Origin of the sequence: Streptomyces smyrnaeus (genome assembly GCF_017676345.1) — a bacterium.
Classification (GTDB): Bacteria; Actinomycetota; Actinomycetes; order Streptomycetales; family Streptomycetaceae; genus Streptomyces; species Streptomyces smyrnaeus.
In genome coordinates, this window is sequence record NZ_JAFFZM010000005.1 from 317547 (window position 1) to 343138 (window position 25592).

Sequence of the window (25592 nt, forward strand, 5' to 3'; positions counted from 1 at the left end):
CCCCGTCGGCACCACCGGCCGTCCTCCTGCTCCGCGACGAAGATCGACTCCGTCGTGGGAGGGGACGGATGTGCGGGTAAGGCGGTTCCGTGCGGAGCGCGGCCCGCTCGCACCCGGGGTTCCACGATCGGGTGAAGGGCGACCCGTCCCCCGGCACCCACGCGGGCGGCAGCTGAGTCTGACCGCGACCGAGGAAAGGGCGCGACATGACTGCCATGGCACACGAGCCGCTTGCGCCGGAAGAGCTCCTGTTGGAGGGCTTCTTGGCCCTGGATACGCCCGAGGGCTACCGGGCCGAGTTCATCGAGGGGGACATCGTCGTGAAGCCGCCGCCGGACGGGGACCATGAGGGCTGCATCAGTGTGGTGATGAGACAGGTGACACGGAGGTCCGTCACCGACATGGATGTCTCCGGGCACAAGGGCCTCAAGCTTGAGCGCGGAAGCCGCTGCCCGAAGAACCATGTGATTCCGGACGCCACCTGGGCGCCGAGGGAACGCCGTCTCTTCCGGGGCGCCGAGCCCTGGATGCCCGCCGACGGGGTGGCGATGGTGACCGAGGTGACCTCGCTCCGGGCGGACCGCGACCGTGAGGTCAAACGCCATTGCTACGCCCTCGCCGACATCCCCCTCTACCTCCTCGTCGACCGGGAGCGCGGGTCGGTGACCCTCTTCAGCGAACCCGGCCACGACGACTACCAGCAGATCGTCACCATGCCGTTCGGCAAGGAGATCGAGCTCCCGGAGCCCTTTTCCATGACGCTGGAGACAACCGACCTCGCCTAGCGGCAGGGGGTCCTTCGGGGTGACGGTCACCCGGGAAGCCAACCAGCACCACCGCACCCCCGCCAGCCAATTCTGGTTACAGTCGGCGGCATGACTGATGTGACCGGATTTTCCGCGCGTGGCGATGTCGGGCCTCCCTATGCGATGGGCGGCGAGAAGGAAACACTGGCGGCGTTCCTCGGCTATCTGCGGGAGGCGGTGATCGCCAAGGCGGCCGGGCTCACCGACGAGGTCGGCCTGGCCCCGGGCGTCCCCTCCGGAACGAGCCTGCTGGGCCTGGTCAAGCATCTGACCCGGGTGGAGCGCAACTGGTTCGGCTGGGCGTACGCCGGGCTCGGCCACCAGCCGCTGGACGACGACGAACCGCCCCGGCCGGGGGAGACCGGTGAGGACCTGATCGCCGCGTACCAGGAGGCGATCCGCGCGTCGGACGAGACCATCGCCGCCTGCGACGACCTGGACCGCACCGGCGCCCGTTCGCTCCGTGACGCCGAACCGCCCACCATGCGCTGGGTCCTCGTCCACATGATCGAGGAGACGGCCCGGCACGCGGGGCACGCCGACATCCTCCGCGAGCAGACCGACGGCGCCACCGGGCGGTAGGGGCGGCGCCACCGGCAGCGGGTCCTCAGAAGGAGCCGAACGTCGGCCGCCCCGCCGGGGTGTAGGTCTGCATCGTGACGCCCGAAGGGAGGGCGTCGGTGGCCTGCAGGCGGAGCGCCGTGGGCACGGCGCCCTCCGGGAAGAGGCGGTGCCCCTTGCCCAGGACCACCGGGTAGACCAGGAGGCGGTACTCGTCGATCAGGTCGTGCGCCATCAGCGACTGGGCGAGTACGCCGCTGCCGTGGATCTGCAGCTCGTCGCCCGGCTGCTGCTTCAGCTCCCGTACGGCGGCGATCACGTCGCCGCCGAGCACCGTGGTGTGTTGCCAGTCGGCGTGCTCCAGGGTGGTGGAGGCGACGTACTTGGGCAGGTTGTTCAGCCGGCGGGCGATCACCGGGTCCTCCTCGTCGCCGACCTGCGGCCAGTACGCCGCGAAGATCTCGTAGGTGCGCCGCCCCAGCAGGAAGGCGCCCGCGCGTTCGAACCAGGTGCTGATGTGGTCACCCATGCCCTGGTCGGCGTAGGGCACCACCCAGCCGCCGAGGTCGAAACCGTCGCGGGGGTCCTCCTGGGGCCCGCCGGGCGCCTGCATCACGCCGTCGAGCGACAGCATGGTGGTCAGTGTCAGCTTCGCCATCGTGCATCTCTCCTCGCTGCTTCTCGTTCCCCGCGGCCTTGCGCGGTTGTCCACGGCCTTGCGTGGCCTTCCGCGGTTGTCCACGGAAAGGGCTCCGGTCCTTCCCGTGGAAAGACCGGAGCCCTCAGCAGAACTCATCGGCGAGGAGCCGCCCGGCTCATGCGACCGGCGCGCCCTCTTCCGCCGGCAGCGTGTCCATGAACGAGCTGACGGAGAAGACCGCGCGGCCCGCGCCCGCCGGGCCGTATCCGGGCGGCGAGGACAGCCCGTGCCGCTGCATCGCCGAGCGGTAGGCGTCCAGCATGCGGATGTGGTACTCCAGCGGGGCGCCCTGCGGATTCGACTTGCCCAGCGGCGTCGTCGGCTCCGGGCACCAGGTGGTGAACCGGGGGGTGATGCCGTGGGACATGAAGAAGTCCAGGCCCTCGGTGGTGGAGGCGATGGCGTCGTCCACCGAGTCGAAGCCGAACGGCGCCGCCATCTCCACTCCGGCGACGAAGTTCGGGATCACGTTCCGCGGCCCGAAGACCTCCGCGGAGTCGAGGATGCGGCGGTGCCACTCCTCGCGGCCGACGTAGCGCTCCTTGCCGGGGCAGTACAGCTCGAACAGCCGCTTGTCCCACACCTCGAAGTTGGGGTGGTAGATGCGGATGCCGTAGTCGTGGAAGCGCTTGACGTCCTCCTTGGGCAGCGCCTGCGCCACGACCTTGCCGGTCCAGCGGCCCGGGAAGCGTTCCTCGATGGCCTTGGCGTACTGCCCGTAGAAGTCCGCCTCGTCCTTGCCCTGCACCTGCGAGGTGATCGATCCACCGGTGAGGGTGTAGGCGCTGGAGGCCCCGAGGGTGTCGTGGTCGGAGATGATCTGGAGCGCCTCCAGCACCTCCTCGACCGGCTTCACCCCGGTGTACGGGCGCCCGGCCGCCTTGTGCTGGCGCCAGTTGTGGTTGATGTCGCAGTACTGGCACTCCTCCTTGGCGCCGAAGTACTGGCACACCCGGAAGACCGTCAGATAGATCAGGTAGCCCCACTGGATGGTGGGTGCCACCTCCATCACGGACTTCCCGTTGGCGAGCGTGTGCCGGTAGTAGTCCGGCATCGGCGGCAGACCGACGTCCGCGATCCGCCGTCCGTCCAGATAGAGGCCCAGGGAGCCGTCCTCGCCGGCCTGGACGCGGTACGGCGAGCTCGGGTTCACCCGTACGGAGACCACGGTGCGGCTCAGGTCGTACGGGCCGCCCGTCAGGACGATCTCCTCCGGCGGCCTGCGCAGCGCGGCCTCGCCCAGTTCGGGCAGGGTGCGGTGGTCGAAGGAGAAGATGAAGTACGACTTCGGCTTGACCTCGCCCGTCGCCTTGTCGGCGGTGTCGCTGAGCGCCGAGTCGTCGAAGGCCATCCCGCCCCGAAGCAGGTCCTCCTTCAGCACGGCCTCCCGCGGGATGTGCGGGAAGCGCTCCATCAGGTCCTCGACCAGTGCGGTCCGGTTGCCTTGCTCCTGGTCCCGCTGGCCCTGCCGGTTCCGCCCCGAGGGCGCGGGGGACGGCATCGGCAGGGGAGTCGGCGTTGGCGGCATGGTGTGATCAAGCTCCTCACTTCGCGGCCCGGGGGCGTACCCGACGGTACTCCGGTGCCCGAAAGAGCCGCACACCTGGCCTCTTGTTCCGTACGTCGTCCCCGCGTCTTCGCCGGGGACGACGCAGGGACGACCTACGGGGCGGCCGTACGGGGGCGGCCGTACGCGCGGCGCGGCGGGCCGGCCGGCTACGTCCACACGTCGGGGCCGCCGCCGCGCCACTCGATGAGGTTGGGATCGTCCAGCTGGATGTCGGCCGGGTCCAGCCCGGCGCGGCGCAGGAATTCCACGACGTCCTCCGGACGGTGTGCGAAGCCGAGACTTTCGGTGTGTGCGGTCACTTTCCGTCCACTGGTTCCGGACGGAGGGTGCACGACGATGGGTGGGGTCATACCTCCAGCGTGCAACTGTGGCCAACGGTCCGCACCTGTGCGGAAGAGGCGGAAGGGGCCGAGGGTGCTGCGAGGGCTTCCGTCCGGGTGACGAGCCATCGGGTGAAGTGCGGATACGTCCTGAATGACCGGACCGTGCCTTGGGCAGCCCGCACGTGTTCGGTGGTCCACCAGCCCCACCGGGGCACCACAGGAAAGGCACCCCCCATGCTCAAACGCACAGTTCTCGCCGCCGCCGCACTGGCCGCCACCGCGATCCTCGCCGGTGCCGGGTCCGCGGCCGCCTGCCCCGAGGACGAGAACGGCCGCGACGACCACGGCATGACCCAGCCGCAGCAGGCCCAGCAGCCGAAGCAGCAGGCCAAGGACAACCAGGGCGCCATGTCCTCGCCGGCGGACCAGGGAGCCATGCGGCCGCAGCAGCAGGGCCGGATGGACGACCAGGGCCGTACGGACGGCATGCACGACAGCATGCGCCCCATGAGCCCCATGGGGCCGGGGAGCATGCCCGGCATGTGACGGCCGGCTGCCATCCGGCAGCCGTCCCGCAGACGAAGGGCGCGGCCTACGTGGGAGCCGCGCCCTTCCTGCGTGCTGGGCACCGGGTGGGGCCCTGCCGGGAGAGGACCTGGCGGGAGAGGGCGCCGGGTATGAGGGCCCTGCGCGAGAGGGCCCCACGAGCGACTGCCCGGCGCGCCGGACCGCAGTGCGCCGGGCCTGCCGCACTGCGGTCCGCGGCGCGCGGCAGCCGGCGTCCCCACGGGCCCGAAATCCAGTTGGCGCTGCCGAGGACAGCACCTACAGTGCGCCTCATGTCTGCCTCTTCCTGCGCCTGCGCGGCCTGCACCTGCGCCGCGTGCTGCGCCGTCACGCGGATCCGCCGCCCTTAGCGGCGGCCCACTCTCCTCACGAGCGCCCCTTCGGGAGCTGACGGGAACACACGAGCGTCCCAGGAGAACCGCCGCTTCAGCGCGTCAGCGCCGGGCGGCCCGTCGTGCTGCCCGGCTTCCCACGAAGCCGCGGAGGACCCCGTGCCCAGGCACAGCACCCGACACCACGAAGGCCGTCACGAGCTCGGCCAGAACTTCCTCACCGATCCGGCCACGATCGGCACTTTCGTCACTCTCGTCGCGGAAACCACAGGCCCCGTCGTCGAGATCGGCGGCGGCGACGGCGCGCTGACGCTGCCGCTGCAGCGCCTGGGCCGCCCGCTGACCGTACTGGAGACCGACGCCCGCACCGCCGACCGCCTCCGGCGGCGTACGGCCGCCTCGACCACCGTCCTGCACGCCGACTTCCTGCGCTGGAAAGCGCCGCGGGCACCCCATGTCCTGGCCGGCAACCTCCCGTTCCACCGCACCACCGCGATGCTCCGCCGCATCCTGCACGCGTCCGAGTGGACCGACGCGGTGCTCCTCGTCCAGTGGGAGGTGGCGCGGCGCCGCGCGGGCGTGGGCGGCGCGACGATGATGACGGCGCAGTGGTGGCCCTGGTACGACTTCCGGCTGATCCAGCGGGTACCGGCGGCGGCCTTCCGGCCCCGGCCCGGGGTGGACGGCGGACTGATGACGCTCACCCGCCGTGCCGAACCGCTGCTGGACTCCCATGAGCGGCACCGCTACCAGGACTTCGTCCACCGGGTGTTCACCGGCCCCGGCCGCGGCCTGGCCGAGATCCTTCCGGCGGCGGTACGCGGCAGCGGAGGCGGACACGGTGGCGGACAGGGAGGTGGACCGTCCCGGGGCCGAATCCACGGCTGGCTGCGCGGTCACGGTGTCCGCCCGGACGCGCTGCCCAAATCGCTGACGGCGACGCAGTGGGCGGAGCTCTACCACTTCACCGCCCGTACCGCCCGTACCTCCCGTACCGCGAACGGGCGGCAGGCGGGCGGCACTCGCGTCCGGCGCCGGACGACTGTCAGTGGCGAGTGACAGACTCCTGAACATCCGTAACCATCATGCTGGCTGCGTGTGGACGGAAGGCCCCGCCGACAGCGCGGCGGGGCCGCTCAGCGAACGGAGGGACGGGATGACGGACGTGTCAGGCAGTGGGGGAGGCCGGAAGTTCCGAGCCGTCACGGCGCTCCAACGTCATGTGGTCAACCCGCTCTCCCGCCGGATGCCCGGCCAGATCCTGCTGGAGACCACGGGCCGCACCACCGGCCGTCCGCGCCGCACCCCGGTCGGCGGGCGCCGGGTGGGGCAGCAGTTCTGGCTGGTGTCCGAGCACGGCACCAGATCGCAGTACGTCCGCAACATCCAGGCCGACCCGCGTGTGCGGGTGCGCGTGTCCGGCCGCTGGTACACCGGTACGGCCCACCCCCTCCCGGAGGACGACCCGAAGGCCCGCCTCGCCACCCTGCCCCGCCTCAACAGCGCCGTGGTCCGCGCGGTCGGCACCGAGTTGCTGACCATCCGCGTCGACCTCGACGCCGACCGAGTCGACGGAGCCGACTGAGCCGACCGTGCCCAGAGCCGCGCCCGGACACCTCCGCCCTCCAGGGCGGAGGGCGCAAGGCGAGGGGCCGAGCGGGGCTTCGGAACGCCGGGCCCGGGTCACCTCCGCATGGTGGCCGCGGCATAGCCCACATGTGACCGCCGATCCACCGAGTCCTCCCGGGCAGCCGCCGAAAACCGATCGACAGACCCGTCCGCGACACATTGTGATGGCTCCGACTGCCCGCCGTACTGAGCGGGCCGAGCGACCGCAGGAGCTGTTCTTGACGACCGGGGGAACCGCGGATCTCCGCCCCGCGATCGATGCCGCACTGGCCAGGCGACTGGTCGATACGCAGTTCCCGCAGTGGGCCCGGCTGCCTCTCGAACTGCTCGATCCGGCCGGCTCGGACCATGTGATCTACCGGCTGGGGGAGGAGCTGTCCGTCCGGCTGCCCCGCCACGTCGGGGCCATCGGGCAGGCCAGGAAGGAGGCCGAGTGGCTTCCCCGGCTCGCCCCGCAGCTGCCCCTGGCCGTCCCCGTGCCGGTGGGGGTGGGTGAGCCCGACTTCGGCTATCCGTGGCCGTGGGCGGTGTCGCGCTGGCTGGACGGAGAGGTGGCGACCGCCGAGGCGCTGGCCGACTCGTCCCGGGCCGCCCTCCAGCTGGCGGAGTTCCTCACCGCCCTTCAGCACTGCACGCCCGAGGACTTCCCGTCCGAGGAGGCCCGCGGCGACCTGGCCGCCGAATCGCTGGCCGACCGGGACCGGGCGACACGGGCCGCCATCGCGCAGGTCGACGGCGTATTCGATGCTGCGGCCATGACCGGGCTGTGGGACGCGGCGCTGAGCGCCCCGGCGTGGGGCGGCCCTCCGGTCTGGTTCCACGGCGACTTCCACACCGGCAACCTGCTGACCGTAGGCGGCCACCTCAGCGCGGTCATCGACTTCGGCGGGCTCGGCATCGGCGACCCCGCCTGCGACCTGACCATCGCCTTCACCCTGATGTCGGCCGGGAGCCGGGCTGCCTTCCGGGCGGCGCTCGGCGTGGACGACGCCACCTGGACCCGGGGCCGTGGCTGGGCCCTGGCCACCGGCCTGAACGCCTACACCTCCTACGCCGCGTTCGATCCATGGGTCGCCGCACAGACCACGCGGCAGATCACCGAGGCCCTGATCGGCTGAGCAACCGGCTCACCAGCCCACCGGCTCAGCAGCCCACCGGCTCAGCAGCCCACCGGCCCTCCCGGGGCTGAGCCCCCGCCTTCGGCCTGCTCGCGGGCGGCGGCACCGACTCGTCCCTGAGACCCAGGTGTACAGGTCACCCCTGTCCGGGGCCGGTCATGTGAAGGAGGTCTCGTTCCACGTGTCGTTGTCGCTCAAGTCGTCGCACCGGGTGGATCGCCCCTCACCCGGGGACTCGAGCACGAGTACGTCGACGTCCGGGGCCGTCGAGCACAGGACGGGCAACTGGTTGACGGGGTCGGTCGTCTGCGGGGGCGCGGCAGCCAACGTCGCCGCCACGGCGAAGCCGCCCAGCAGCCCGGCGAGGAGCCGCCTGCGCCGACCGGTGAGAGTCTGGTGGACCATGAGAACCTCCGAAGAGCGAGTGCGGGCCCGCTCGGGCCCTGCACCGTGCTTCCCGGATCTCCTGTGTCCGCCAACCGCACACGGCGCGTCATCACCCCGGCGAGTGAGGTTTCAGGTCTGACCGGAAGCTGCACGCTGCAGGACGGATACGTGCGTCGCCGGCCCCCGCTCCCGTGCTGCGCCGCCCTTCGGCCCGACGGGATGGCCGCCGTCGCCCCGAACCGGCGCGCCCGGCCCTCCCGCTGCTGCCGCACGGCGGGGCCACCGCGGGCGCGAAGGGGCTTCCCGGTCGGCCGACCGGTCTGATTCCCCCATAAGAGGACCACAGCGCATGGATACGACCACTCGCACCTGGGCATGCACTCGTCGGATCGAGACAGTCGCTCTGCGTGTTCACTGGAGGGTAGATGGCATCCCGGACCCCTCCCAGGCATGTCGCCTGCATCATGGACGGCAACGGGCGCTGGGCCCAGCACCGCGGGCTGGAGCGCACCCAGGGCCATATGGCCGCCCTGGCCGCCCTCGACGCGGTCGTGGACGGTGCGTTGGAGCAGGAGGTCGAGTGGCTGTCGCTGTTCGCCTTCTCCACGGAGAACTGGTCACGCCCGGCGGAAGAGGTCGGCTTCCTGGTGAACTTCCTCGCCCAGCACTTCATCGGCCGGAAAGCACAGGCCATGCACGAGCGCGGAGTGCGCCTGCGCGTGCTGGGCAGTGAGGACGCCCGCATCCCCGAAGTGGTGATGGACTCACTGCGCGCCACCGAGGAACTCACCCGCGACAACAGCACCTTGCAGGTGAGCCTGGCGTTCAACTACGGAGGCCGCCAGGACCTGTGCGAGGCCGCGCAATCCCTGGTCGCCCGGAGAGTTCCGGTCCGGGAGATCACGCCCGAGATCTTCGCCCAGCACCTGCGGCTGCCCGAACTGCCCGACGTCGACCTGCTGCTGCGCACCGGGGGCGAGCACCGGCTGTCGAACTTCCTGCTGTGGCACTGCGCCTACGCCGAACTCGTCTTCCTCGACGTGCTGTGGCCCGACTTCCGCGTACCGCACTTCCGGCACGCCCTGGAGCTGTACCACCAGCGACGGCGCCGCTTCGGCACCGTCGACCCGACGGACGCAGCCGACGCTGCCGCCCCCACGGCGGTCACCAGTGACCCTCGCGCACCCGGCCCGAGCGCGTTGCCCGGCTCCTCCGGGTTGCTGGGCCTGCCCACGGCGATCGCCTCCCATCTGGGCGCCACCTTGTGGGGCGGGCTGAAGGAGACCGCCCGCTTCACCCTGCAACAGCTCAATGGTGAGTCCGCACAGCCCGCGCGCTCGGACCGCCCGTCGTGACCGTGCCCGGTCTGCCAGGGCTGGGCCGGCTTCTGTCCCAGGTCACACCCTGGCAGTACGCACTGCACCTGGCCGGGATCCCGCGGGGCCGGCTGCGCGGCGACTACACCGCCGCAGCACATGTGGTGGCCCGCAGATACCCCGGCGCCTATGTCCCCGCCCGTCTCCTGGTCCCACCGGCCTGGCAACCGCATCTGGTCGCTGTGGGCGCCCTCGGTATCCATGCCGACTGCCTGGCGGATGCGCCGGCACACCGGTGCGATCCGGCGGCCTTCCACGCCTGGACCGAGCAGGTACGGCAGGGACTTGCCACCGGCCGGGCCGAACAACCCTTCCTGCGAGCCTTTCTGCACACCGTGCAGGTGCGGTCCATCGACCCCGCCGACGTCCACACCGCCCTGGCAGGACAAGCCGGCCGCCTGGGAATGACCGGTTACGCCACCGAGCAGGACCACCACGACAACACCGAACTCAGCAACGTCCCAGCCGGCCGCATCCTGCTCGCCGCGTGCGGTGTCCCGGCCCATCCCCGCAACGAGACCGCGCTGCGACTGGGCGCCGACGCGGTGCAACGCTGGGACGACCTCGCCGACCTGGCCGACGACCTGCGAAACGGCTTCCTCACCATTCCCGAAGCCGACCTGCTGCGCTTCGACGTCACCCGCGCCGACCTGGAAGCCGGCCGCGACACCCCCGCCGTCAAAGCCCTCCTCGCCCACGCCTGCGACAAGGCCCGCGCCGCCTTCGAGGCCGCCCATGCCGCCCTGGACGACGCCGACCCAGCGGTCCAATACATGTGCCGCCCCTGCCTGATGTTCCTCTCCCAGGGACTCAGGGGCCTGGAACAGCGCGGCACCGCCCTGCTCCGCCCCAGCCGCCGCTGGCACTTCCGCCTCTCACCCGCAGAACTGGTCGACGGCACTGTCCGCACCCTCCACCACCGCCTCCACCTCCCCTGACCCACCCCACCGTCACGACCCCCGCGCCACGCCGGCCGGCGGCGCCCGATGTGCGTTCGGTGGCGGAGGAAGCCGCCGGCATCGGGCTGGCTGAGGGCGGGACCAGCACGACGCCGGCAGAGAGTGGTTGGGGCACATCGACCCGGCGTTGCCGGCCCGGGGCGACGACAAGCCGGAGGCCGCGCCGACGTTGGCTCAGGCCGCACAGAGAACACTCAGGACGGGTCGAGCATTTCGGCCCGTCTGCACAGGCACGGCGGCGAAGATGGGCGGCATGAGTGACTGGACGGTGATCGGCCTCATCGATGAGGACGCCCGGATCCTGCACGTGGCCGCGGTCTTCCCCGGCGATGTCACCCGGGCTGCCGGGACCCCACGGACTGATGGCTTCCGGCCCATCATCCGCGCAGTGGCCGCAGCGACGAGCGCGGAGGCCGCGTCCCGGGTGCGAGCTGAGGTCGAGGGCGCCGAGCCGATGCCTGCCGGCGGGGGCTGCTTCTCCTGTCGCAACCTCCGGAGTGGCGATCTGCGCGTCCGTGACGCGTTCGGCCACGACCAGCACGGGCACCGGCTGTCGAACCTGATGATGCGGGAGGGCTACGGCGACCCCGCGTCGCTCCTCGCGGCCGACCTCACGGTGCTGGATGCGCTGCGGGGCATGGGCGACGAGTCGAGGGCCCGGGTACGGCGAGCCCGCCGCCGACTCCGTGGCGCCTGACTCGTGATCTACGGACGGGACCTGCCCCCACGGACGCGAGCCTTCCCGGACCGGTCCCACGCCCGGGCGGCCGGGCGGGCGTCCCGCACCCCCGGCTGTCTTGCCTTCGGCCTGCCGCCGCCCCGCCCGCCGTCTTCGTCCGGCGGGTACACGGTGATCGGTGCAGCCATGACACCACCGGCGCCCGCACCGCGGCCCGCATCTCGGAGGCGCCTGCACCCCGCCGCAGTCAGAGGCACGACAGCCGTAGGCTGACGCCGATGATTACCAGTATCGTCTTCGACGTCGGTGAAACCCTCACCCGTGATGACCGTTACTGGGGGCGCTGGGCCGACTGGCTCGACGTTCCCCGCCACACCCTCTCCGCCCTCGTCGGAGCCGTTGTCGCCCAGGGCCGGGACAACGCCGACGCCATCCGGTTGCTCCGCCCTGGCGTGGACCTGGGTGCCGAACGGGCAGCGATGGAGACCGCGGGCCTCGGCGAGGTCCTGGACGACTCGGACCTGTACGACGATGTGCGGCCTGGCTTGGCAGCCCTCCGGTCTGCTGGCTACCGGGTGCACATTGCTGGGAACCAGACAGCCCGCGTCGGCGAGCTGCTGCGGAGCCTCGACCTTCCGGCCGACACGATCTCCACGTCCGGCGAGTGGGGGTGCGCCAAACCGACGGCCGCGTTCTTCGAGCGGGTCCTGGCCACGGCGGGAAGCGACCCGGGCGCCACTCTTTACGTGGGTGACCACCCGGCGAACGACGTGGCGCCAGCTGCACGGGCGGGACTGCGGACCTGCCTGCTACGCCGTGGACCGTGGGGGCACCTGTGGGCGGACACCGCTGATCCTGCACCGGACTTCCGCATCGACGGCATCCTCGACTTGCCCACGGTGCTGACCTCATAGGCGTGGTGCCCCGTCAAAGCCGCAGCCTGACGGGGCACCAGTCGCTACCGTTCTATGTGCCTGCACAGAACGGAGTACCAGTATGCCCGTTGGTCCGCGCTGGGGAGTCGGGGAACGCGTCGCTGCCGCACGGGGGCTAGCCCGTATGACTCAGAAGGAACTGGCCGATGCGTCGGGAGTCTCCTACAGCATGGTGCGTGCCATTGAGCGAGGCGCCCGAATGCCAGGGGAAGACGTGCTCGATGCGCTCGCCGACGCCCTGGGCGTCGATCCGGGTCGCCTGCTTGGGCACCGTGGTCCTACCGACTCCCGCGTGCACGACGAAATTCCCGAGCTGTCCCGGGTGCTCGCAGCGTACGACCTGCCGGAGGACGGGCCGGTCCGGCCCCTCGAAGAGCTGCGCGGCGCTGTCTCGAAGGTGACCGACTGGCGGGTGGGGGCCCAATACCTGCGCATCGCCCGCACCGTGCCGGGGTTGCTGGACGAACTTGCACGGGCCTTCGACCGGGCCAACGGTGCTGATCGACCAGAGATCGCCCGGCTGCTGGTGTCGGGGTACCGCACTGCGGACGCGGTGGCCTACAAGTTCGGCTACAGGGACTTGTCGGCGCGACTGGTGGAGCTCATGAGATGGGCTGCGCCAACAGCAGAGGACCCGCTACTCGATGCGGCTGTCGCCTACGTGCGCACCGAGACGTATTTCGCGGCCCAAGCCCACGAGCCGGGGCTACGCGCGCTGGAAACAGCCCTGGACACTGCCCCTCGCACATCCGGCGCCGCAGAGGTCGCCGCCCGGGGGACCTTGCACTTGCGGGCAGCGATCGTTGCAGGCCGCGCAGGGCGCGAGGACACTGCGATGATGCATATCGGCGAGGCGCGCCGCTGCGCCGATGCAGTACCCGAAGCGGTTTATTACGGGACGGCGTTCGGTCCTTCATCGGTTCGCGTCCATGAGGTTTCTCTGGCCGTGAGCCTCGGGGACCGGCACCTTCAGCGAGCGCTGGACATCGCGCACGAATGGGCTCCCCCTCGTGATCTACCCGCTGAGCGGCGCTCGGGCTTCTACATCGAGGTAGGTCGCGCCCAACTGTGGGCTGGCCTGGCGGATGACGCGTTCGAGTCGCTGAAGGTCGCGCGCCGGATCGCCCCGCAGCATGCTCGCGACCACAAGTGGGTTCGTGAGGACATCGCCACGCTGCGCCGGCTGAAGCGTGCTGACCGCGAGGATCTCTCCAATTACGCGGGTTGGTGCCGCGCGGTATGACCAACTAGCCCGAAGCTGCCACAGCGTGTAGCAGTTGTGGCAGGTCTCTCACTGCACCATCTGGGTGTCCGAAACCAGCGCACAGATGGGCTGCAGGATGCTCCAGAACGGGTCATCAGAGAGCTCGGCAGAACCGGCGATCAGTATCGCTCGTCTCCATGGTGAGGCGTGCATAGTGTGCGGGACCGTACACGGTGAGCTGTCGCCCGCAGGCACGATGCAGGCGACCTATAGCGGTCGAGCCCGCCGTTGGCCGGTAGTCGTCTGCAAGCAGCACGAGTTCCTGGTCGGTGCTCGGTGACCGCGGGCGCCGCCCAGTACGGGCGCGGCGACTACGTGGTGGACAAGTCCACGCGGAAGGAGAGGCCGCCCGAGCCCGCGTGGGTAGGCCGCGTGCAGACGGTCGTCGACGACGAGTGGGTCCGCCTCGTGAACCCGCACAGCGCCGAATGGATCACCCGCAAAAAGGATCTGCGTGAGGCCTCGGCCGCCCAGCGCGCCGCCTACGACTCCGCCGTTCCCTACCGCGTGGGACCGCGACCGTGAGCGCTCTGCGGCTCCGCATCTCCCGGGACGGTGGCCGCACATGGAGCCGGTGGCGGCGACTGCGCGGCAGCAAGCTCTGCCCGATGAGCACGGCCTGGCCGCCGTGCCGGTGCCCGGTCTGCCGACGGAGGCCGTGACCATGCCACCCGAGCCCGCGGCCATCGCGGCCCGGCGCGGCACCTGGTACGGGACCTGCCCCCGCTGCAGACGGCCCCTCAGCCTCACCAGCGACCGCAGCGACCACGGCCACGTCGTCAGCAGCCGCTGCCGCGCCTGCCCACCCGCAGAGAAGGAGAAGCCCAAATGACAGCCGGATACTGCGCGTGGCACGACGGCCCGGCCGACGACGTCGCGCTCATCGTCGTTCACGAGCAGGGCTCCGGGGCTGGAAGCGGCGCGTATGCGTGTCTGCCGTGCGCCCGGCCCATGGTCGGCCGGTGGACCACCTCCCGTTACGCGGAAGAGGCGATTGCGGAGTTGGAGAAGCGCGCCGCCTCGGCCACGACCGCTCAGGAGGCCGGCCGTGCCTGAGCTTCCTGACAGCCCGGTCCAGTCCCTGAGCCGCCATCTGCGCCAGCAGCTGCACCTGCACGGGCGCCGCCGCGCGGCACAGACGCCCTTCCTCCTCGCCGTGTGGCAATTCACGCCGCGTGAGGACCGTGCCACTGTGCTGGCACGCCTCGCCTGGCACGCCCGGCACTCCCGAAACGCGGTCCTGGCGGCGCCTGCCGACCAGGCCGAACGGCTGGCCAAGCAGCTACGCCGGGATGCCCGGCGCTGCGACACCGGGCAGGACGTCACCGTGGCGGCCGCCTTCGACGCCGACTGGCAGACGCAGCTGGAGGCCGCCCTGGTGCTCCTCGCCGACTGCCCGGACCGCCGCGCCGCGCTGCCCGTCGAGGTCGCAGAGCCGGAGGACACACCATGACGGACCGAGACACGCTCCTGACCGCGGTGGCCGACGCCCTCGCGCAGCACTGGGCCGGCACCCCACTGACCGTGACCGCCGCCTGGACGGACGCGCCCCTCACGGACCGGGCGACGACCTTCACCCACCTGGCGTGGCAGGCCCGCGACGCCGAGGTCGCCCACCCAGCGACGCACCCCGCCAGCCGCCTGGCCCTGGCCGCCGCACAGGAAGCCCACATGTGGGAACGGGCCCTGAACGCGGGCGGCATCCCGTTCCAGTTGCGGGCCCACTGGCTGGCACACGACCCGCCCGAGGTCCAGCTGGAGGCCTGCGCCCGGCTCCTGGCCGCCGCCCGTACCGGCGTGCTGCCAGCAGCTCCGTACCGCTGCGCCATCTGCAAGGCCGAACGGGACCTCCACCTGATCACCAGCGTCCGGTGCTCCGGGCCAAACCTGGAGGAATGGCGGTGCGAGGTGTGCGCCCAGCTTCCCCTCGACCCGGGCGACCTGCCCGACAACGTAGAGGCGATCTACCGCCAGCACCGGCGCCGCAGCGACGACCGGCGCCCATGACCCCCGCCCCGGACGGGCCGTCACGGGGTGAGGCCGGCCCCACACTCGTCGCTGCCGCTCCGTCGTCCGACGGGGCGTCGTCGCTCAAGGGGCCGGTCGGGCTTCGGGTCGACTTCAGGACGGGCTGCGGGGTGGGCGCCCGGCGCGCGGTGGCGGACCATGATCGTGAGTCAGCAGGCTCACCGTGGACAGCAAGCCGGGATGGGGCGGACGAGTCGGCCTGTACGCCGGGTTCTGTCACCTGGCGGCCTTGCGGCCGCCGGGGTGGCGGTCATCCATCTGGGACCGGTGTTGCCACCGGCCTCGTGCGGTCTACCCGCGGACTCGGGCGGGCCGCCCTCGATCGTCCGCGCAGGGCCGCGATCCTGCGGCCCCTCTTGACCTTGCTCCGGATGGGGTTTACCTAGCCGCCCAGGTCACCCTGGGCGCTGGTGGTCTCTTACACCACCGTTTCACCCTTACCGGGTCCGTCCGAGGACGGACCGGCGGTCTGCTTTCTGTGGCACTGTCCCGCGGGTCACCCCGGGTGGGTGTTACCCACCATCCTGCCCTGTGGAGCCCGGACGTTCCTCGGCGGAAGTGCGCTGGGCACTCCCGACGCGACCGCCCGGCCGGCTCGTCCGCCGTGCGGCCCATGGTACCCGCCGACGGCAGGGGCTCTCCGCGCGGTGCGGGCCGGGTGATCTCGGGCTCAGCCCCTTCCGATGTAGGGCATCTTCGTGGCCAGCACCGTCGCGAACTGGACATTGGCCTCCAGCGGCAGGGACGCCATGTGCAGGACGGTGCGGGCCACGTCCTCGGCGTTCATGGTCGGCTCCGGGGCGCGGCTGCCGTTCGCCTGGGGGACGCCCTGGCTCATGGCCGCCGTCATCTCGGTGGCGGCGTTGCCGATGTCGATCTGCCCGCAGGCGATGTCGTACGGGCGGCCGTCCAGGGAGAGGGATTTGGTCAGGCCGGTCACCGCGTGCTTGGTGGCGGTGTAGGCGATCGAGCCGGGGCGCGGTGTGTGGGCGGAGATGGAGCCGTTGTTGATGATCCGGCCGCCCCGGGGCCGCTGGTCCCGCATCAGCCGGAAGGCACCCTGGGCGCACAGGAAGGCGCCGTGCAGATTGACGTCCACGACGCCGCGCCACTCCTCGAAGGAGAGCTCTTCCAGCGGTACGGCGGGACCGAACGTGCCGGCGTTGTTGAACAGCAGGTCGAGCCGGCCCTCCCGCTCACCCACGGCTTCGAACAGCGCCGTGACCGCGGCCGGATCCGTGACGTCCGTGGGTACGCACCGGGTGGCGGCGCCCCCGGCCAACTGCGCGGTCTGCTCCAGGGTCTCGCGGTGGCGGCCCGCCAGGACGACGGTCCAGCCCGCGTCGGCGAGGGTGAGGGCGACGGCGCGGCCGATCCCGGAGCCGGCGCCGGTCACCACGGCCGTACCGGGGACGCGGACGCTGTCTGCCGCCCCTCCCGCCTCCTGGGCCTGGTGCGGCTGCGGACCGGGGTCGCGCCCGTGTGCGTGGTGGTTCTCCTGCGTCATGGGCGCAGCGTACGTGCGGTTGCAGGGTGGCCGGGAAACGTCGTCGCCGGAGGGTCGGTTGCCATCGTGGCCGACCGGGCGGGGAACAAACGTGTGGGACGTTCCCGGAAACCCTGGGAGAATGTTCGGGTCCGTGACAATCTCCTGGAGAGGTGCATGACCAAGACCGGCCCTCAGCAACCGGCCGCAATACCCGCCGACCCCTCGCAGCACCCGGAAGCCGCGGCAGCAGCCACCGCGGACGCCGCCCGGGAAACCGGGGCGATTCCATCGGAAGCCCGCACCGTCCCGGAAGCCCGCACCACCTCCGAAGGCCGCACCGCGCCGGAAGCCCGCACCGCGCCGGACAGCGGGAGCGCGGCACCCGCGTCCTCCTCCGGGGTCCGCCCGCAAGAGGCCCCCATGACGCGGCGGCGCCGCGCCGGGCTGTTGTTCACCCTCATCCTCGGCGGGTTGACCGCGCTCCCGCCCCTCTCCATCGACATGTACCTCCCGGCGCTCCCGGAGGTCAGCTCGGCGCTGCACGTCCCGGCCGCCACCGCACAGCTCACCCTCACCGCCTGCCTCGTCGGGCTGGCTGTCGGACAGCTGGTCGCCGGGCCGATGAGCGACCGGTTCGGCCGCCGCCGCCCGCTGCTGATCGGCATGGCCTGCTACATCGTCGCCGGTGTCGCCTGCGCGCTGGCGCCCACCGCCGCCACCCTCACCGTCTTCCGGCTCGCCCAGGGCCTCGCGGGGGCGGCGGGCATCGTGATCGCCCGGGCCGTCGTCCGCGACATGTACGACGGGCTGGCGATGGCGCGGTTCTTCTCCACCCTCATGCTGATCTCCGGCGTGGCGCCGATCCTCGCCCCTGTGCTCGGCGGCCAGGTGCTGCGCTTCACCGACTGGCGGGGTGTCTTCTTCATCCTCGCCGGGATCGGCCTGCTGCTTCTGGTGGTCGTCCTGCGCAAGCTGCCCGAGACGCTGCCGGCCGAGCGCCGCCACAAGGGCGGGCTGCCCGACGCGCTGCGCACCATGCGCGGGCTGCTGGCCGACCGGGTCTTCACCGGCTATCTGCTCACCGCGAGCCTGGCCTTCGCGGCGCTCTTCTCCTACGTCGCGGCCTCGCCGTTCGTCGTCCAGGAGATCTACGGCGCCTCGCCGCAGACCTTCAGCCTGCTGTTCATGGTCAACTCCATCGGGCTGGTCGCCCTCGGCCAGCTCAACGGGAAGGTACTGGTCGGCCGCGTCCCGCTGGACCGGGTGCTGGCCTTCGGGCTGTGCATGGTCGGGGTCGCCACCGTGGCACTGCTGCTGATGACCGCCGGCGTCTTCGGACGCGTCGGGCTGGCGCCGCTGGCCACCGGGCTGTGCGTCATGATGTCCGGCATGGGGCTGATCATGCCGAACGCCAACTCCCAGGCGCTGATGCGCACCCCGCACGCGGCCGGTTCGGCCTCGGCGCTGCTGGGCACCTCGCAGTTCCTCATCGGCGCCGTCGCCTCTCCGCTGGTGGGTGTCGCGGGGGAGCAGACCGCCGTTCCCATGGCGTTGGTCCAGCTCAGCTCGGTCGCGCTCGCCGCGCTCGCCTTCGTGGCACTCTGCCGCCCATGGCGCGTACGCGACTGAGGAGCGTGGCCTCCCTGGACGACGCCGCCGCGCGGCGCCGCTTCCGGGAGAAGGCCGGGCTCGACGGTGACCAACTGGCCGCACTGGCCCACCAGATCGACGCACTGCCCACCGCGGGCTGGTGCGCCGGTGCGGTCGTGCTGGCCGGCCGCGGCCCGTACATCGCGCTGGAGCACGCCACCGGCTGGGCGCTGCGGTATGCCGCCTGGGATCCGGAGGCGGGGCTGCCGGTCGAGCTGCCGCGCGAGAAGTGGCTGCCTGTGCGGGTGGAGACCGTCTTCGACCTCGCCTCCCTCACCAAGCTGTTCACCGCGATCGCCGCCCTCCAGCAGGTGGAGCGCGGCGTCCTCGCCCTGGACACGCCCGTCGTCGACCACGTCGACCCGCGTGCCGGACTGGTCACCGACCACGGCATCACCGTCCGTCATCTGCTCACCCACACCTCAGGGTTGCGTGCCGAGCTGCCCTTCTACGAGCACAACACCGCCGCCCATCCGGAGCTGCTGTGGAGCGAGAAGCCGCTCACCGAGCCGGGCTCCTCCTACCTGTACTCCGATCTCAATCTGCTGCTGCTGGAAAGCGTGGTGCGGATGGCGACGGGGCAGCCGCTGGACGTGCTCGTCCGGGAGGGGGTCACCACACCGCTCGGTATGGACCGCACCCGCTTCAACCCGCCCCGCTCCTGGCGCTCCGCCATCGCCGCCACCGAGGACCAGCGCAGACCCTGGGCCAAGGTCAACCGAGGACTGGTCCACGGCCGGGTGCACGATGAGAACGCCTATGCGAGGGGCGGCGTCGCCGGGCATGCCGGGCTCTTCTCCACGGCGCGGGACCTCGCCGTGCTGTGCCGCACCCTGCTCGCGGGCGGTGCCTACGGGCCGGCCCGCATCCTGGCGCCCTCCTCGGTGGCCGAGCTCCTGGGTCCGCCCGGGCTCGGCTTCCAGACCGGCGCCGCCTGGTTCATGGGGGAGCTGGCCGGGCCCGGCTCCCGCGCCGCCGGGCACACCGGCTTCACCGGGACCAGCCTGGTGCTCGACCCGGCGACCGACACCTTCCTGGTGCTGCTCGCCAACACCGTGCACCCCGTGCGCCGGTCGCCCGACAGCCGCCCCCGCGCCGCCGCGGCCACCCGGCTGGCCCGCGCGGTGCTGTGAACCCCCGCACCGCCCCGGCCCCGGCCCCGGCGCCCGGCCGGGACGGGCGCGGTGCTCGGGCTTCCTACACTGGTGAGGTGATCGAGCAAGAACTGCGCGGCGCGCTCGCCGCAGCGCTGGAGGGGCTGCCCGCGCGGCAGGCGTCGGCCGCCGTCGAGCGGCTGATCGCCCACTACCGGGGCGAGACCCCCACCGGCGCCCCCGTGCTGCGGGACGGTGCCGACGCGGCCGCGTACGCCGCCTACCGGATGCCCGCCACCTTCGCCGCCGCCTGCGCGGCGCTGGACGCGCTGGCCGAGCGCGCCCCGGACTGGGCGCCCGCCAGCCACCTGGACGTGGGCGGCGGTACGGGCGCCGCGGTGTGGGCGGCGGCGCAGGTGTGGGGGCCCTCCTCGGACCCGGCCGGGGAGGCGCCGCGTTCGACGGTGGTCCTCGACTGGGCCGAGCCCGCGCTGGCCCTCGGCCGTCGGCTGGCGGCGGGCGTGGAGGCGCTGCCCGAGGCTCAGTGGCGCCGCGGCTCGCTGCGCGGGGGCCCCGCGCCGGAGCTGGGGGCCGCTGCCGATCTGGTGACCGCCTCCTATGTGCTGGGAGAGCTCGGTGCCGAGGACCGGGGCGCTGTCGTGGAGGCGGTGGCACAGGCGGCGCGGGGTGCCGTGGTGCTGGTGGAGCCCGGTACGCCGGACGGCTATCTGCGTATCCGTGAGGCCCGCGAGGCGCTGATCGCCGCGGGGCTGCGGGTGCTCGCGCCCTGTCCGCACGACGGGACCTGCCCGATCGCGGTCGGCCAGGACTGGTGCCACTTCGCGGTGCGGGTCGCGCGCTCCTCGCTGCACCGCCGGGTCAAGGGCGGGGAGCTGCCGTACGAGGACGAGAAGTTCAGCTATGTGGTGGCGGTACGGGAAGCTGGACCGGACGCCCCGGCGGGCGTCCGGGCGGGGGCGCCCGCGAGGGCGCGCGTCGTGCGGAAGCCGCAGCTGCGCAAGGGGCAGGTGCTGCTGGATCTCTGCGAGGACGGCGGCGCCCTGCGCCGCCGTCCTGTCACCAAGCGGGAGGGCGACACCTATCGGGCCGCCCGCAAGGCCGGGTGGGGAGCTGCGTGGTGACCGGCCACGGCCCCATCCTCGGCGAGGGTCCTACGGTCGCAGCTCGGCGGTGACGCATTTGACGCTGCCGCCGCCCTTCAGCAGTTCGGTGAGGTCGACGGGGACGGGTTCGTAGCCGCGGGCCCGCAGGGGTGCGAAGAGGCCGGTGGCCGCCTCCGGCAGGAACACATGGTGGCCGTCGCTGACGGCGTTGAGGCCGAGGGCGAGGGCGTCGCTCTCCTCCGCGAGCAGCGCCTGCGGGAACAGCCGTGCGAGAACGGCCCGGCTGCCGGGGGAGAAGGCGGCCGGGTGGTACATCACGTCGTCCGTCTCGGCGTCCAGCACGCACAGGGCCGTGTCCAGGTGGTAGTAGCGCGGGTCCACCAGGTCGAGACCGATGACGGGGCGGCCGAAGAACTCCTGGGCCTCCCCGTGGGAGAGCGGGCTGCTGCGGAAGCCGCGGCCGGCCAGCAGCCAGGAGGAGGTGACGGCGAAGTCGCCTTCGCCCTCGTTGATGTGCGCGGGTTCGGTGACGTCGGCGAAGCCGTGGGCGCGGTACCAGGCGCGGTGTGCGGCTGCCTCCCCGGCGCGTTCGGGGTGGGCGAACCGGGCACCGAGCACTCTGCCGTCGACGACGGTCGCGCCGTTGGCGGCGTAGACCATGTCGGGCAGCCCCGGTTCCGGGTCGAGGATCTCGACTGTGTGGCCGAGTGCGCGGTAGCGGTCGCGGAGGGCTTCCCACTGGGCGAGCGCGAGGGGAAGGTCCACGGGTTTGGCGGGGTCCATCCAGGGGTTGATGGAGTAGGTGACACGGAAGTGGGCCGGAGGACACATCAGATAGCGACGGGTTGCGTACATCTCAGGCTCCTCAGGGAACGAGCGTGCTGCGGTGTGCTCATGGTGCTCCCTGAGGGGCCTGTTCGTGTGGATTGTCGGTCAAGTGCTCCGGACCGCACAGCGCCGACCCGCGTCACTCATGTGACTCCCGCAGTCTGCGCAGCAGTTCGCGCTTCTGGGCGAGCGGGTCGGTGCCGCCGCCCGGTCCGTGTCCGCCGCCCCCGGCGCCCCGCAACTGCTTACGGGACAGATGTGCGCGGGTTCCGCCGACTCCGAGCATTTTTCCGCCGCGTCCCTTGCTCATGGACGTCTCCTCTCCTCGTACGGGGCATGGTGTTCGTTGGCGAGACGTATCGTCTCGCTTGCGCCTCATCGAGCATGGCCGAGACGTATCGTCTTGTCAAGACGGTTCGTCTCGTCTCAATACGCTGCTAGATTCGGGTCATGTCATCCACCACCGCGAAGAGCCCTGATGCCTCGCGCCGCAGCGAGCGCTCCCGTAAGGCGATCCTCCAGGCCAGCATGGAACTGGTCGGCGAAGTCGGTTACCCCAAGCTGACCATCGAGGCGATCGCGGCCCGTGCCGGTGTGGGCAAGCAGACCATCTACCGCTGGTGGTCCTCCAAGGCGGCCGTGCTGCTCGACGCCTTCACCGAGGTCGTCCACGACGAGAACGCCGAGGGCTCCGCCGGCGGCCTGCCCGACACCGGTGACATCGAGGCCGACCTGAAGTATGTGCTGCGCGCCACCGCCGACGAGTTCTCCGACGCGTCCTTCGAGGCGCCCTACCGGGCGCTGGCCGTCGCGGCGGCGGCCGATCCCGAGCTGGCCGACCAGTTCGTCTCCCGGCTCAGGGAGCCGGGCGTGCGGGTCTACACCGAGCGGCTGCGCGCGGGACAGGAGGCCGGGCAGATCGACCCCGACCTCGATCTGGACCTCGCTGTCGAACTGCTGCTCGGCCCCTTCCAGCAGCGCTGGCTCAACCGCACGGGCCCGCTGACCCACGAGTTCACCGACGGGCTGGTCGAACTGGCCATGCGCGCCCTGGCCCCGCGCGGCGCCCCGCGCTGAGAGCCGCCCTCCCCGTCAGGGGTGGAAGCGGAATCTCTCCGGCTCCCCGTCAGGGCTGTGCGCCCGTCAACGCCAGACTGCCCGGCCGGTCCGTGACGATGCCGCTGCACCCCAGCTCCAGCATCCGGTCGCGGGTCGCGCGGGTGTTGACCGTGTGCGACCACACATAGGTGATGCCCGAGCGCAGGGCCTTGCGGACATGCCGGGCCGACGCCCGATGGTCGACGCTGAGCATCGTCACGTACTCCTTCCAGCGCTTCGGCCGGTCGTGGGCCAATTGGCGTGCCGAGCGCCACACGGCCGTCAGCAGGCCCAGCTCATGGGCCTTGGCCGCCACCTTCGGGTCGTTGGACTCCACCAGGACGGATCGGGTGAGATGCCGGTCGCGGATGAGCCGGGCCAGCCGGGGCAGCCCGGCGGGGTCCTTCAGCTCCAGCATCAGGAGCGTGTCGCCACCGAAGCGGTCGAGGATCTCCCGGGCGGCCGGGGGGCGCTCGGGCCGCCACTGCCCCGGCAGGCTGCGCTTGGGGGTGATGCGCACCTTCTGCCACGCCTTCCAGTCCAGCGCGCTGACCTTGCCGTGCTTGTTGGTGGTGCGGTCGAGCGTGGCGTCGTGCATCGCCACGAGTGTGCCGTCGCTCAGTTGGCGGATGTCGACGTCCAGGACGCGCGCGTATCCGCGGCGCTGGGTCGCGACCAGTCCTTGCATGCTGTTCTCCGGGACTTCCAGGGCGCCACCCCGGTGTGCGGCGATGGTGGTGCCGGAGAGCCGCGCGCCCCGGGGCACGACCTCGCGGGGAGCCTCCCCCGGCCCTCGGGCGGAAGGCGCCCCCGGCGCGGCGGCCGACGGGCCGGTGCGCCCGGCCGGTGCCGCCGGTGCGGCCGGTGCCGTGGCGAGGGTCAGGGCGAGCAACGGGACCATTGGGACAAAAGCCGCCTTTGTGACCATGACCCCAAGCTAGGGGCGACCGGGACGATGCGCCGGGCGGGGCGTCCGGCCGGGTGGCCCCCAGGGGTGACGCTCCCGACCCCGCGTACCGGACCGGCCGCAAGGGGGCGCAGGATAGAGGAGAGACATCCGTGATCCGTGGATTCCGCCTCAGCGCGCCGCAGGGCTGCGTACCCTCGGAGTTCACGGTTCCCGGTCGCGGAGTGAGGCGGTAGATGGAACGCGAGAGCAGGATCGCCCAATGGTTGCGCCGCCGGGCCGAGCGCGCCGAGGCCGCGCGGCCCGGCGCACGGTCCGCGGAACGAGGAGCCTCGGCGCGCGGCTCCGGGGGACGGCGCTGGGGCGGACGGGGTGGCCAGCCGGCCGCCGAGGCCGCGGAAGCGGCCCGGGACCGCGAAGTCCTCCTGCTCACGGCCGCCGAGGCCGGGTTCCCGCTGGCCCCAGCCGCTCACCCGTCCGGGTACGGCTGCTCGTGCGTACGGATCGGCTGTCCCACCCCCGGCAGGCACCCCGTCTCCTTCGCCTGGCAGACCCAGGCCACCACCGACCGCGCCCAGATCGAGCGCTGGTTGCGCGCCGAACCGGAGGCCAACTTCATCACCGCGACCGGCCGCGCCCACGATGTGCTGGACGTCCCGGCGGAGGCCGGGTACGCGGCGCTGGCCCGGCTGGAGGAGCGGGAGCCGGCCGCCGACTCCGCCGTCGAGCCGGTGCTGGGGCCCGTCGCCCTGCTGGGCGAGGGCCGGATGCTGTTCTTCACCAAGACCCGCGGCACGCCCGAGGACGAGGACGAGTGGTGGCCCTGCGAGTTGGACAGCCACCCCGAGACGATGGAGGAGCATCCCGGGCTGCGCTGGCACTGCCGGGGCAGCTATGTGCTGCTGCCGCCCTCACGGCTGCCCGACACCTCCGAGGGGGTCCGCTGGCTGCGCTCCCCGAGCCCGGGCAGCCCGCTCCCCGAGCCCCTCGCCCTGCTGGAAACCCTCACCGACGCCTGTGCGGAGTACGCACTGACGGCGGACGGCCGGGAGGAACCCGCCCCCTGGCCGGTCCGCTGACCCCCGCGCCCCGCCCGGACCGCTGCCGGGGCGCCCGGCGGGGAGTGCGGGGCAAGGGGGCACGCGGCGAGGGGGCGCGCGGCGACGCGGACGTCAGCTGCCCCGCGCGGCCGTCAGGCCCTCGATACGGCTCAGGAAGGTGACCTTCCCCTCGGACTTCCCCGCGCGCTTGCTCGGCACGGTGACCGCCTGCTCCGAGACCCGTACGAAGGTCACCGACTGCTTCGGCGTGCCCGACATCAGCGCCTTCACCAGCGGATCCTTGATCTTCGGCTGGTAGCCCCGCGGCAGCGTCTGCTTGTGGTGGTGGTGCGAGGTGAAGAACACCAGCGCCCCGCCGTCCTTGGTCCGCAGCCCGAACGGCGCGTACTGCGGCGGCCGTGCCGGCTGGTCGGCGAACTCGTTGCGCACATTCGTGCGCTTCATCGCCTTCTCGCGCTGCTCGCGCAGCTTGGTGGTGTGCGGCCCGGCGGCGAAGTCGTCGCCGGCGCCCTCCTGGAGATAGCGGGTGTAGCGCTTGCTCAGCTCGTCCGGCGGCACGCTCAGGCCGGAGGCGCCACCCACCGGCACGGCCTTCACATGGCCGTGCTCGTCACGGGCGAACCGGGGGATGCGGTCGGGGTCGACGACCGAGAGGTACGACGCCTTCCACGGTCCGTCGGCCCGGTCGCGCTGGAAGACGAACAGCCACCGGCCCTGCCCCTTGCGGTTGCTGCGCGAGTCGGTGACGAAGAACTTGGGCCAGCCCGCCTGTTCGGGGATCAGATAGCGGGTGTCGGTCAGCTCCAGCGGCCGGTAGTCGGGGTTGCCCTTGGGGTCGACCTTCTTGCGGGACTTGAGCCCGGCCTGGTCGATGGCGCCCAGCGCACCCGACTCAATGGTGGCGTTGAGCTTCGCGTCGTAGGCGGTGTTGGCCTTGTTGTTCGTCTTGACGAACGTCTTGAGGACCTTCGCCGCTTCCGCCTTGCTCAACGCGGGGACCACGGCGCTCTCACCGTGCACGGTCACGCAGCCCGTGAGCGAGGCGAGCAGCGCCCCGGCCGTCACGACCGCTGCCAACGGTATGCGCGGGGGCTTGCCAGCCCTCAA

At 72.0% G+C, this 25592-nt stretch carries 30 protein-coding genes and 1 other RNA gene; 21 read left to right on the forward strand and 10 right to left on the reverse strand.

Features of this window, described 5'->3' with window-relative positions; genetic code table 11:
* The first annotated feature begins 215 nt into the window (after positions 1-215).
* Positions 216-785: a Uma2 family endonuclease gene (locus JW613_RS11130; protein WP_209210694.1), complete on the forward strand. Its 570-nt coding sequence runs from the start codon at positions 216-218 to the stop codon at positions 783-785.
* A gap of 90 nt (positions 786-875) precedes the next feature.
* Positions 876-1388, forward strand: a complete 513-nt coding sequence (locus JW613_RS11135) for a DinB family protein (RefSeq protein WP_209210621.1) — start codon at positions 876-878, stop codon at positions 1386-1388.
* 25 nt (positions 1389-1413) lie between these two features.
* Here the strand turns inward: JW613_RS11135 and JW613_RS11140 are convergent, their stop codons facing one another.
* From JW613_RS11140 to JW613_RS11150, 3 genes are all read right to left on the reverse strand, one after another.
* On the reverse strand, positions 1414-2025 hold the full coding sequence (locus JW613_RS11140; RefSeq protein WP_209210622.1) for a dihydrofolate reductase family protein: 612 nt from the start codon (positions 2023-2025) through the stop codon (positions 1414-1416).
* 157 nt (positions 2026-2182) lie between these two features.
* Positions 2183-3481, reverse strand: coding sequence for a radical SAM protein (locus tag JW613_RS11145; protein ID WP_245225415.1), 1299 nt, complete (start codon positions 3479-3481; stop codon positions 2183-2185).
* A gap of 302 nt (positions 3482-3783) precedes the next feature.
* Positions 3784-3987, reverse strand: coding sequence for a hypothetical protein (locus JW613_RS11150; protein ID WP_099880351.1), 204 nt, complete (start codon positions 3985-3987; stop codon positions 3784-3786).
* 207 nt (positions 3988-4194) lie between these two features.
* Between JW613_RS11150 and JW613_RS11155 the strand changes: the two genes are divergently transcribed.
* From JW613_RS11155 to JW613_RS11170, 4 genes are all read left to right on the forward strand, one after another.
* The gene (locus tag JW613_RS11155; RefSeq protein WP_209210623.1) at positions 4195-4506 is read left to right on the forward strand and encodes a hypothetical protein; all 312 of its coding nucleotides are present in this window, start codon (positions 4195-4197) and stop codon (positions 4504-4506) included.
* 512 nt (positions 4507-5018) lie between these two features.
* Positions 5019-5918 (forward strand): 23S ribosomal RNA methyltransferase Erm, encoded by a 900-nt coding sequence (gene erm, locus JW613_RS11160; RefSeq protein ID WP_209210624.1) that lies wholly within the window; start codon positions 5019-5021, stop codon positions 5916-5918.
* Positions 5919-6015: 97 nt separating this feature from the next.
* Positions 6016-6444 carry a nitroreductase/quinone reductase family protein gene (locus JW613_RS11165; RefSeq protein WP_209210625.1) on the forward strand — a complete coding sequence of 143 codons (429 nt, stop codon included), beginning with the start codon at positions 6016-6018 and terminating at the stop codon, positions 6442-6444.
* A gap of 262 nt (positions 6445-6706) precedes the next feature.
* On the forward strand, positions 6707-7606 hold the full coding sequence (locus JW613_RS11170; RefSeq protein ID WP_245225324.1) for an aminoglycoside phosphotransferase family protein: 900 nt from the start codon (positions 6707-6709) through the stop codon (positions 7604-7606).
* A 156-nt stretch (positions 7607-7762) separates the two neighbouring features.
* On the opposite strand, the gene JW613_RS11175 is transcribed toward JW613_RS11170, so the two are convergent.
* A complete protein-coding gene (locus tag JW613_RS11175) occupies positions 7763-8011 on the reverse strand; it encodes a hypothetical protein (protein ID WP_209210627.1) in 249 nt (82 codons plus the stop codon).
* 407 nt (positions 8012-8418) lie between these two features.
* Between JW613_RS11175 and uppS the strand changes: the two genes are divergently transcribed.
* From uppS to JW613_RS11225, 10 genes are all read left to right on the forward strand, one after another.
* Complete coding sequence (gene uppS, locus JW613_RS11180; RefSeq protein WP_209210628.1) at positions 8419-9348, forward strand: polyprenyl diphosphate synthase; 930 nt, start codon at positions 8419-8421, stop codon at positions 9346-9348.
* Positions 9345-10307 carry a squalene/phytoene synthase family protein gene (locus tag JW613_RS11185; protein WP_209210629.1) on the forward strand — a complete coding sequence of 321 codons (963 nt, stop codon included), beginning with the start codon at positions 9345-9347 and terminating at the stop codon, positions 10305-10307. The genes uppS and JW613_RS11185 overlap by 4 nt, the downstream gene beginning before the upstream one ends.
* 274 nt (positions 10308-10581) lie before the next feature.
* On the forward strand, positions 10582-11025 hold the full coding sequence (locus JW613_RS11190; protein ID WP_209210630.1) for a hypothetical protein: 444 nt from the start codon (positions 10582-10584) through the stop codon (positions 11023-11025).
* Between the two features lie 260 nt (positions 11026-11285).
* On the forward strand, positions 11286-11921 hold the full coding sequence (locus tag JW613_RS11195) for an HAD family hydrolase (RefSeq protein ID WP_209210631.1): 636 nt from the start codon (positions 11286-11288) through the stop codon (positions 11919-11921).
* An 82-nt stretch (positions 11922-12003) separates the two neighbouring features.
* Positions 12004-13185, forward strand: coding sequence for a helix-turn-helix domain-containing protein (locus JW613_RS11200; RefSeq protein ID WP_209210632.1), 1182 nt, complete (start codon positions 12004-12006; stop codon positions 13183-13185).
* Positions 13186-13482: 297 nt separating this feature from the next.
* Entirely contained in the window at positions 13483-13731 is a 249-nt protein-coding gene (locus JW613_RS11205; protein ID WP_209210633.1) for a hypothetical protein, read from the forward strand.
* Positions 13732-13771: 40 nt separating this feature from the next.
* Positions 13772-14038, forward strand: coding sequence for a hypothetical protein (locus tag JW613_RS11210; protein ID WP_209210634.1), 267 nt, complete (start codon positions 13772-13774; stop codon positions 14036-14038).
* Positions 14035-14262 carry a hypothetical protein gene (locus JW613_RS11215; RefSeq protein WP_185019673.1) on the forward strand — a complete coding sequence of 76 codons (228 nt, stop codon included), beginning with the start codon at positions 14035-14037 and terminating at the stop codon, positions 14260-14262. Before JW613_RS11210 ends, JW613_RS11215 begins: the two co-directional genes overlap by 4 nt.
* Entirely contained in the window at positions 14255-14659 is a 405-nt protein-coding gene (locus tag JW613_RS11220; RefSeq protein ID WP_209210635.1) for a hypothetical protein, read from the forward strand. Before JW613_RS11215 ends, JW613_RS11220 begins: the two co-directional genes overlap by 8 nt.
* Positions 14656-15213, forward strand: coding sequence for a hypothetical protein (locus JW613_RS11225; protein ID WP_209210636.1), 558 nt, complete (start codon positions 14656-14658; stop codon positions 15211-15213). The genes JW613_RS11220 and JW613_RS11225 overlap by 4 nt, the downstream gene beginning before the upstream one ends.
* A gap of 207 nt (positions 15214-15420) precedes the next feature.
* On the opposite strand, the gene rnpB is transcribed toward JW613_RS11225, so the two are convergent.
* Together rnpB and JW613_RS11235 are read right to left on the reverse strand one after the other, a co-directional pair.
* Positions 15421-15832, reverse strand: an RNA gene (gene rnpB, locus JW613_RS11230) — RNase P RNA component class A.
* A gap of 72 nt (positions 15833-15904) precedes the next feature.
* Entirely contained in the window at positions 15905-16741 is an 837-nt protein-coding gene (locus JW613_RS11235; RefSeq protein ID WP_245225326.1) for an SDR family oxidoreductase, read from the reverse strand.
* 156 nt (positions 16742-16897) lie between these two features.
* On the opposite strand from JW613_RS11235, the gene JW613_RS11240 reads away from it, so the two are divergent.
* The 3 genes from JW613_RS11240 to JW613_RS11250 all read left to right on the forward strand — a co-directional run bounded on the left by JW613_RS11240 (position 16898) and on the right by JW613_RS11250 (position 20609).
* On the forward strand, positions 16898-18352 hold the full coding sequence (locus JW613_RS11240; protein WP_209210637.1) for a Bcr/CflA family multidrug efflux MFS transporter: 1455 nt from the start codon (positions 16898-16900) through the stop codon (positions 18350-18352).
* Complete coding sequence (locus JW613_RS11245) at positions 18334-19506, forward strand: serine hydrolase domain-containing protein (protein ID WP_209210638.1); 1173 nt, start codon at positions 18334-18336, stop codon at positions 19504-19506. Before JW613_RS11240 ends, JW613_RS11245 begins: the two co-directional genes overlap by 19 nt.
* 77 nt (positions 19507-19583) lie before the next feature.
* Positions 19584-20609: a small ribosomal subunit Rsm22 family protein gene (locus JW613_RS11250; protein WP_307865865.1), complete on the forward strand. Its 1026-nt coding sequence runs from the start codon at positions 19584-19586 to the stop codon at positions 20607-20609.
* A gap of 30 nt (positions 20610-20639) precedes the next feature.
* Here the strand turns inward: JW613_RS11250 and ddaH are convergent, their stop codons facing one another.
* Positions 20640-21446 (reverse strand): dimethylargininase, encoded by an 807-nt coding sequence (ddaH, locus tag JW613_RS11255; protein ID WP_209210639.1) that lies wholly within the window; start codon positions 21444-21446, stop codon positions 20640-20642.
* A 112-nt stretch (positions 21447-21558) separates the two neighbouring features.
* Complete coding sequence (locus tag JW613_RS11260; RefSeq protein ID WP_209210640.1) at positions 21559-21729, reverse strand: DUF6243 family protein; 171 nt, start codon at positions 21727-21729, stop codon at positions 21559-21561.
* Between the two features lie 140 nt (positions 21730-21869).
* Between JW613_RS11260 and JW613_RS11265 the strand changes: the two genes are divergently transcribed.
* Positions 21870-22496 (forward strand): TetR/AcrR family transcriptional regulator, encoded by a 627-nt coding sequence (locus JW613_RS11265; protein ID WP_209210641.1) that lies wholly within the window; start codon positions 21870-21872, stop codon positions 22494-22496.
* 49 nt (positions 22497-22545) lie between these two features.
* On the opposite strand, the gene JW613_RS11270 is transcribed toward JW613_RS11265, so the two are convergent.
* Positions 22546-23418 carry a glycerophosphodiester phosphodiesterase gene (locus JW613_RS11270; protein ID WP_245225327.1) on the reverse strand — a complete coding sequence of 291 codons (873 nt, stop codon included), beginning with the start codon at positions 23416-23418 and terminating at the stop codon, positions 22546-22548.
* A gap of 242 nt (positions 23419-23660) precedes the next feature.
* On the opposite strand from JW613_RS11270, the gene JW613_RS11275 reads away from it, so the two are divergent.
* Complete coding sequence (locus JW613_RS11275; protein WP_209210643.1) at positions 23661-24503, forward strand: bifunctional DNA primase/polymerase; 843 nt, start codon at positions 23661-23663, stop codon at positions 24501-24503.
* A 93-nt stretch (positions 24504-24596) separates the two neighbouring features.
* Here JW613_RS11275 and JW613_RS11280 read toward each other — a convergent pair whose 3' ends face one another.
* Positions 24597-25592: an SCO2278 family lipoprotein gene (locus JW613_RS11280; protein WP_245225328.1), complete on the reverse strand. Its 996-nt coding sequence runs from the start codon at positions 25590-25592 to the stop codon at positions 24597-24599.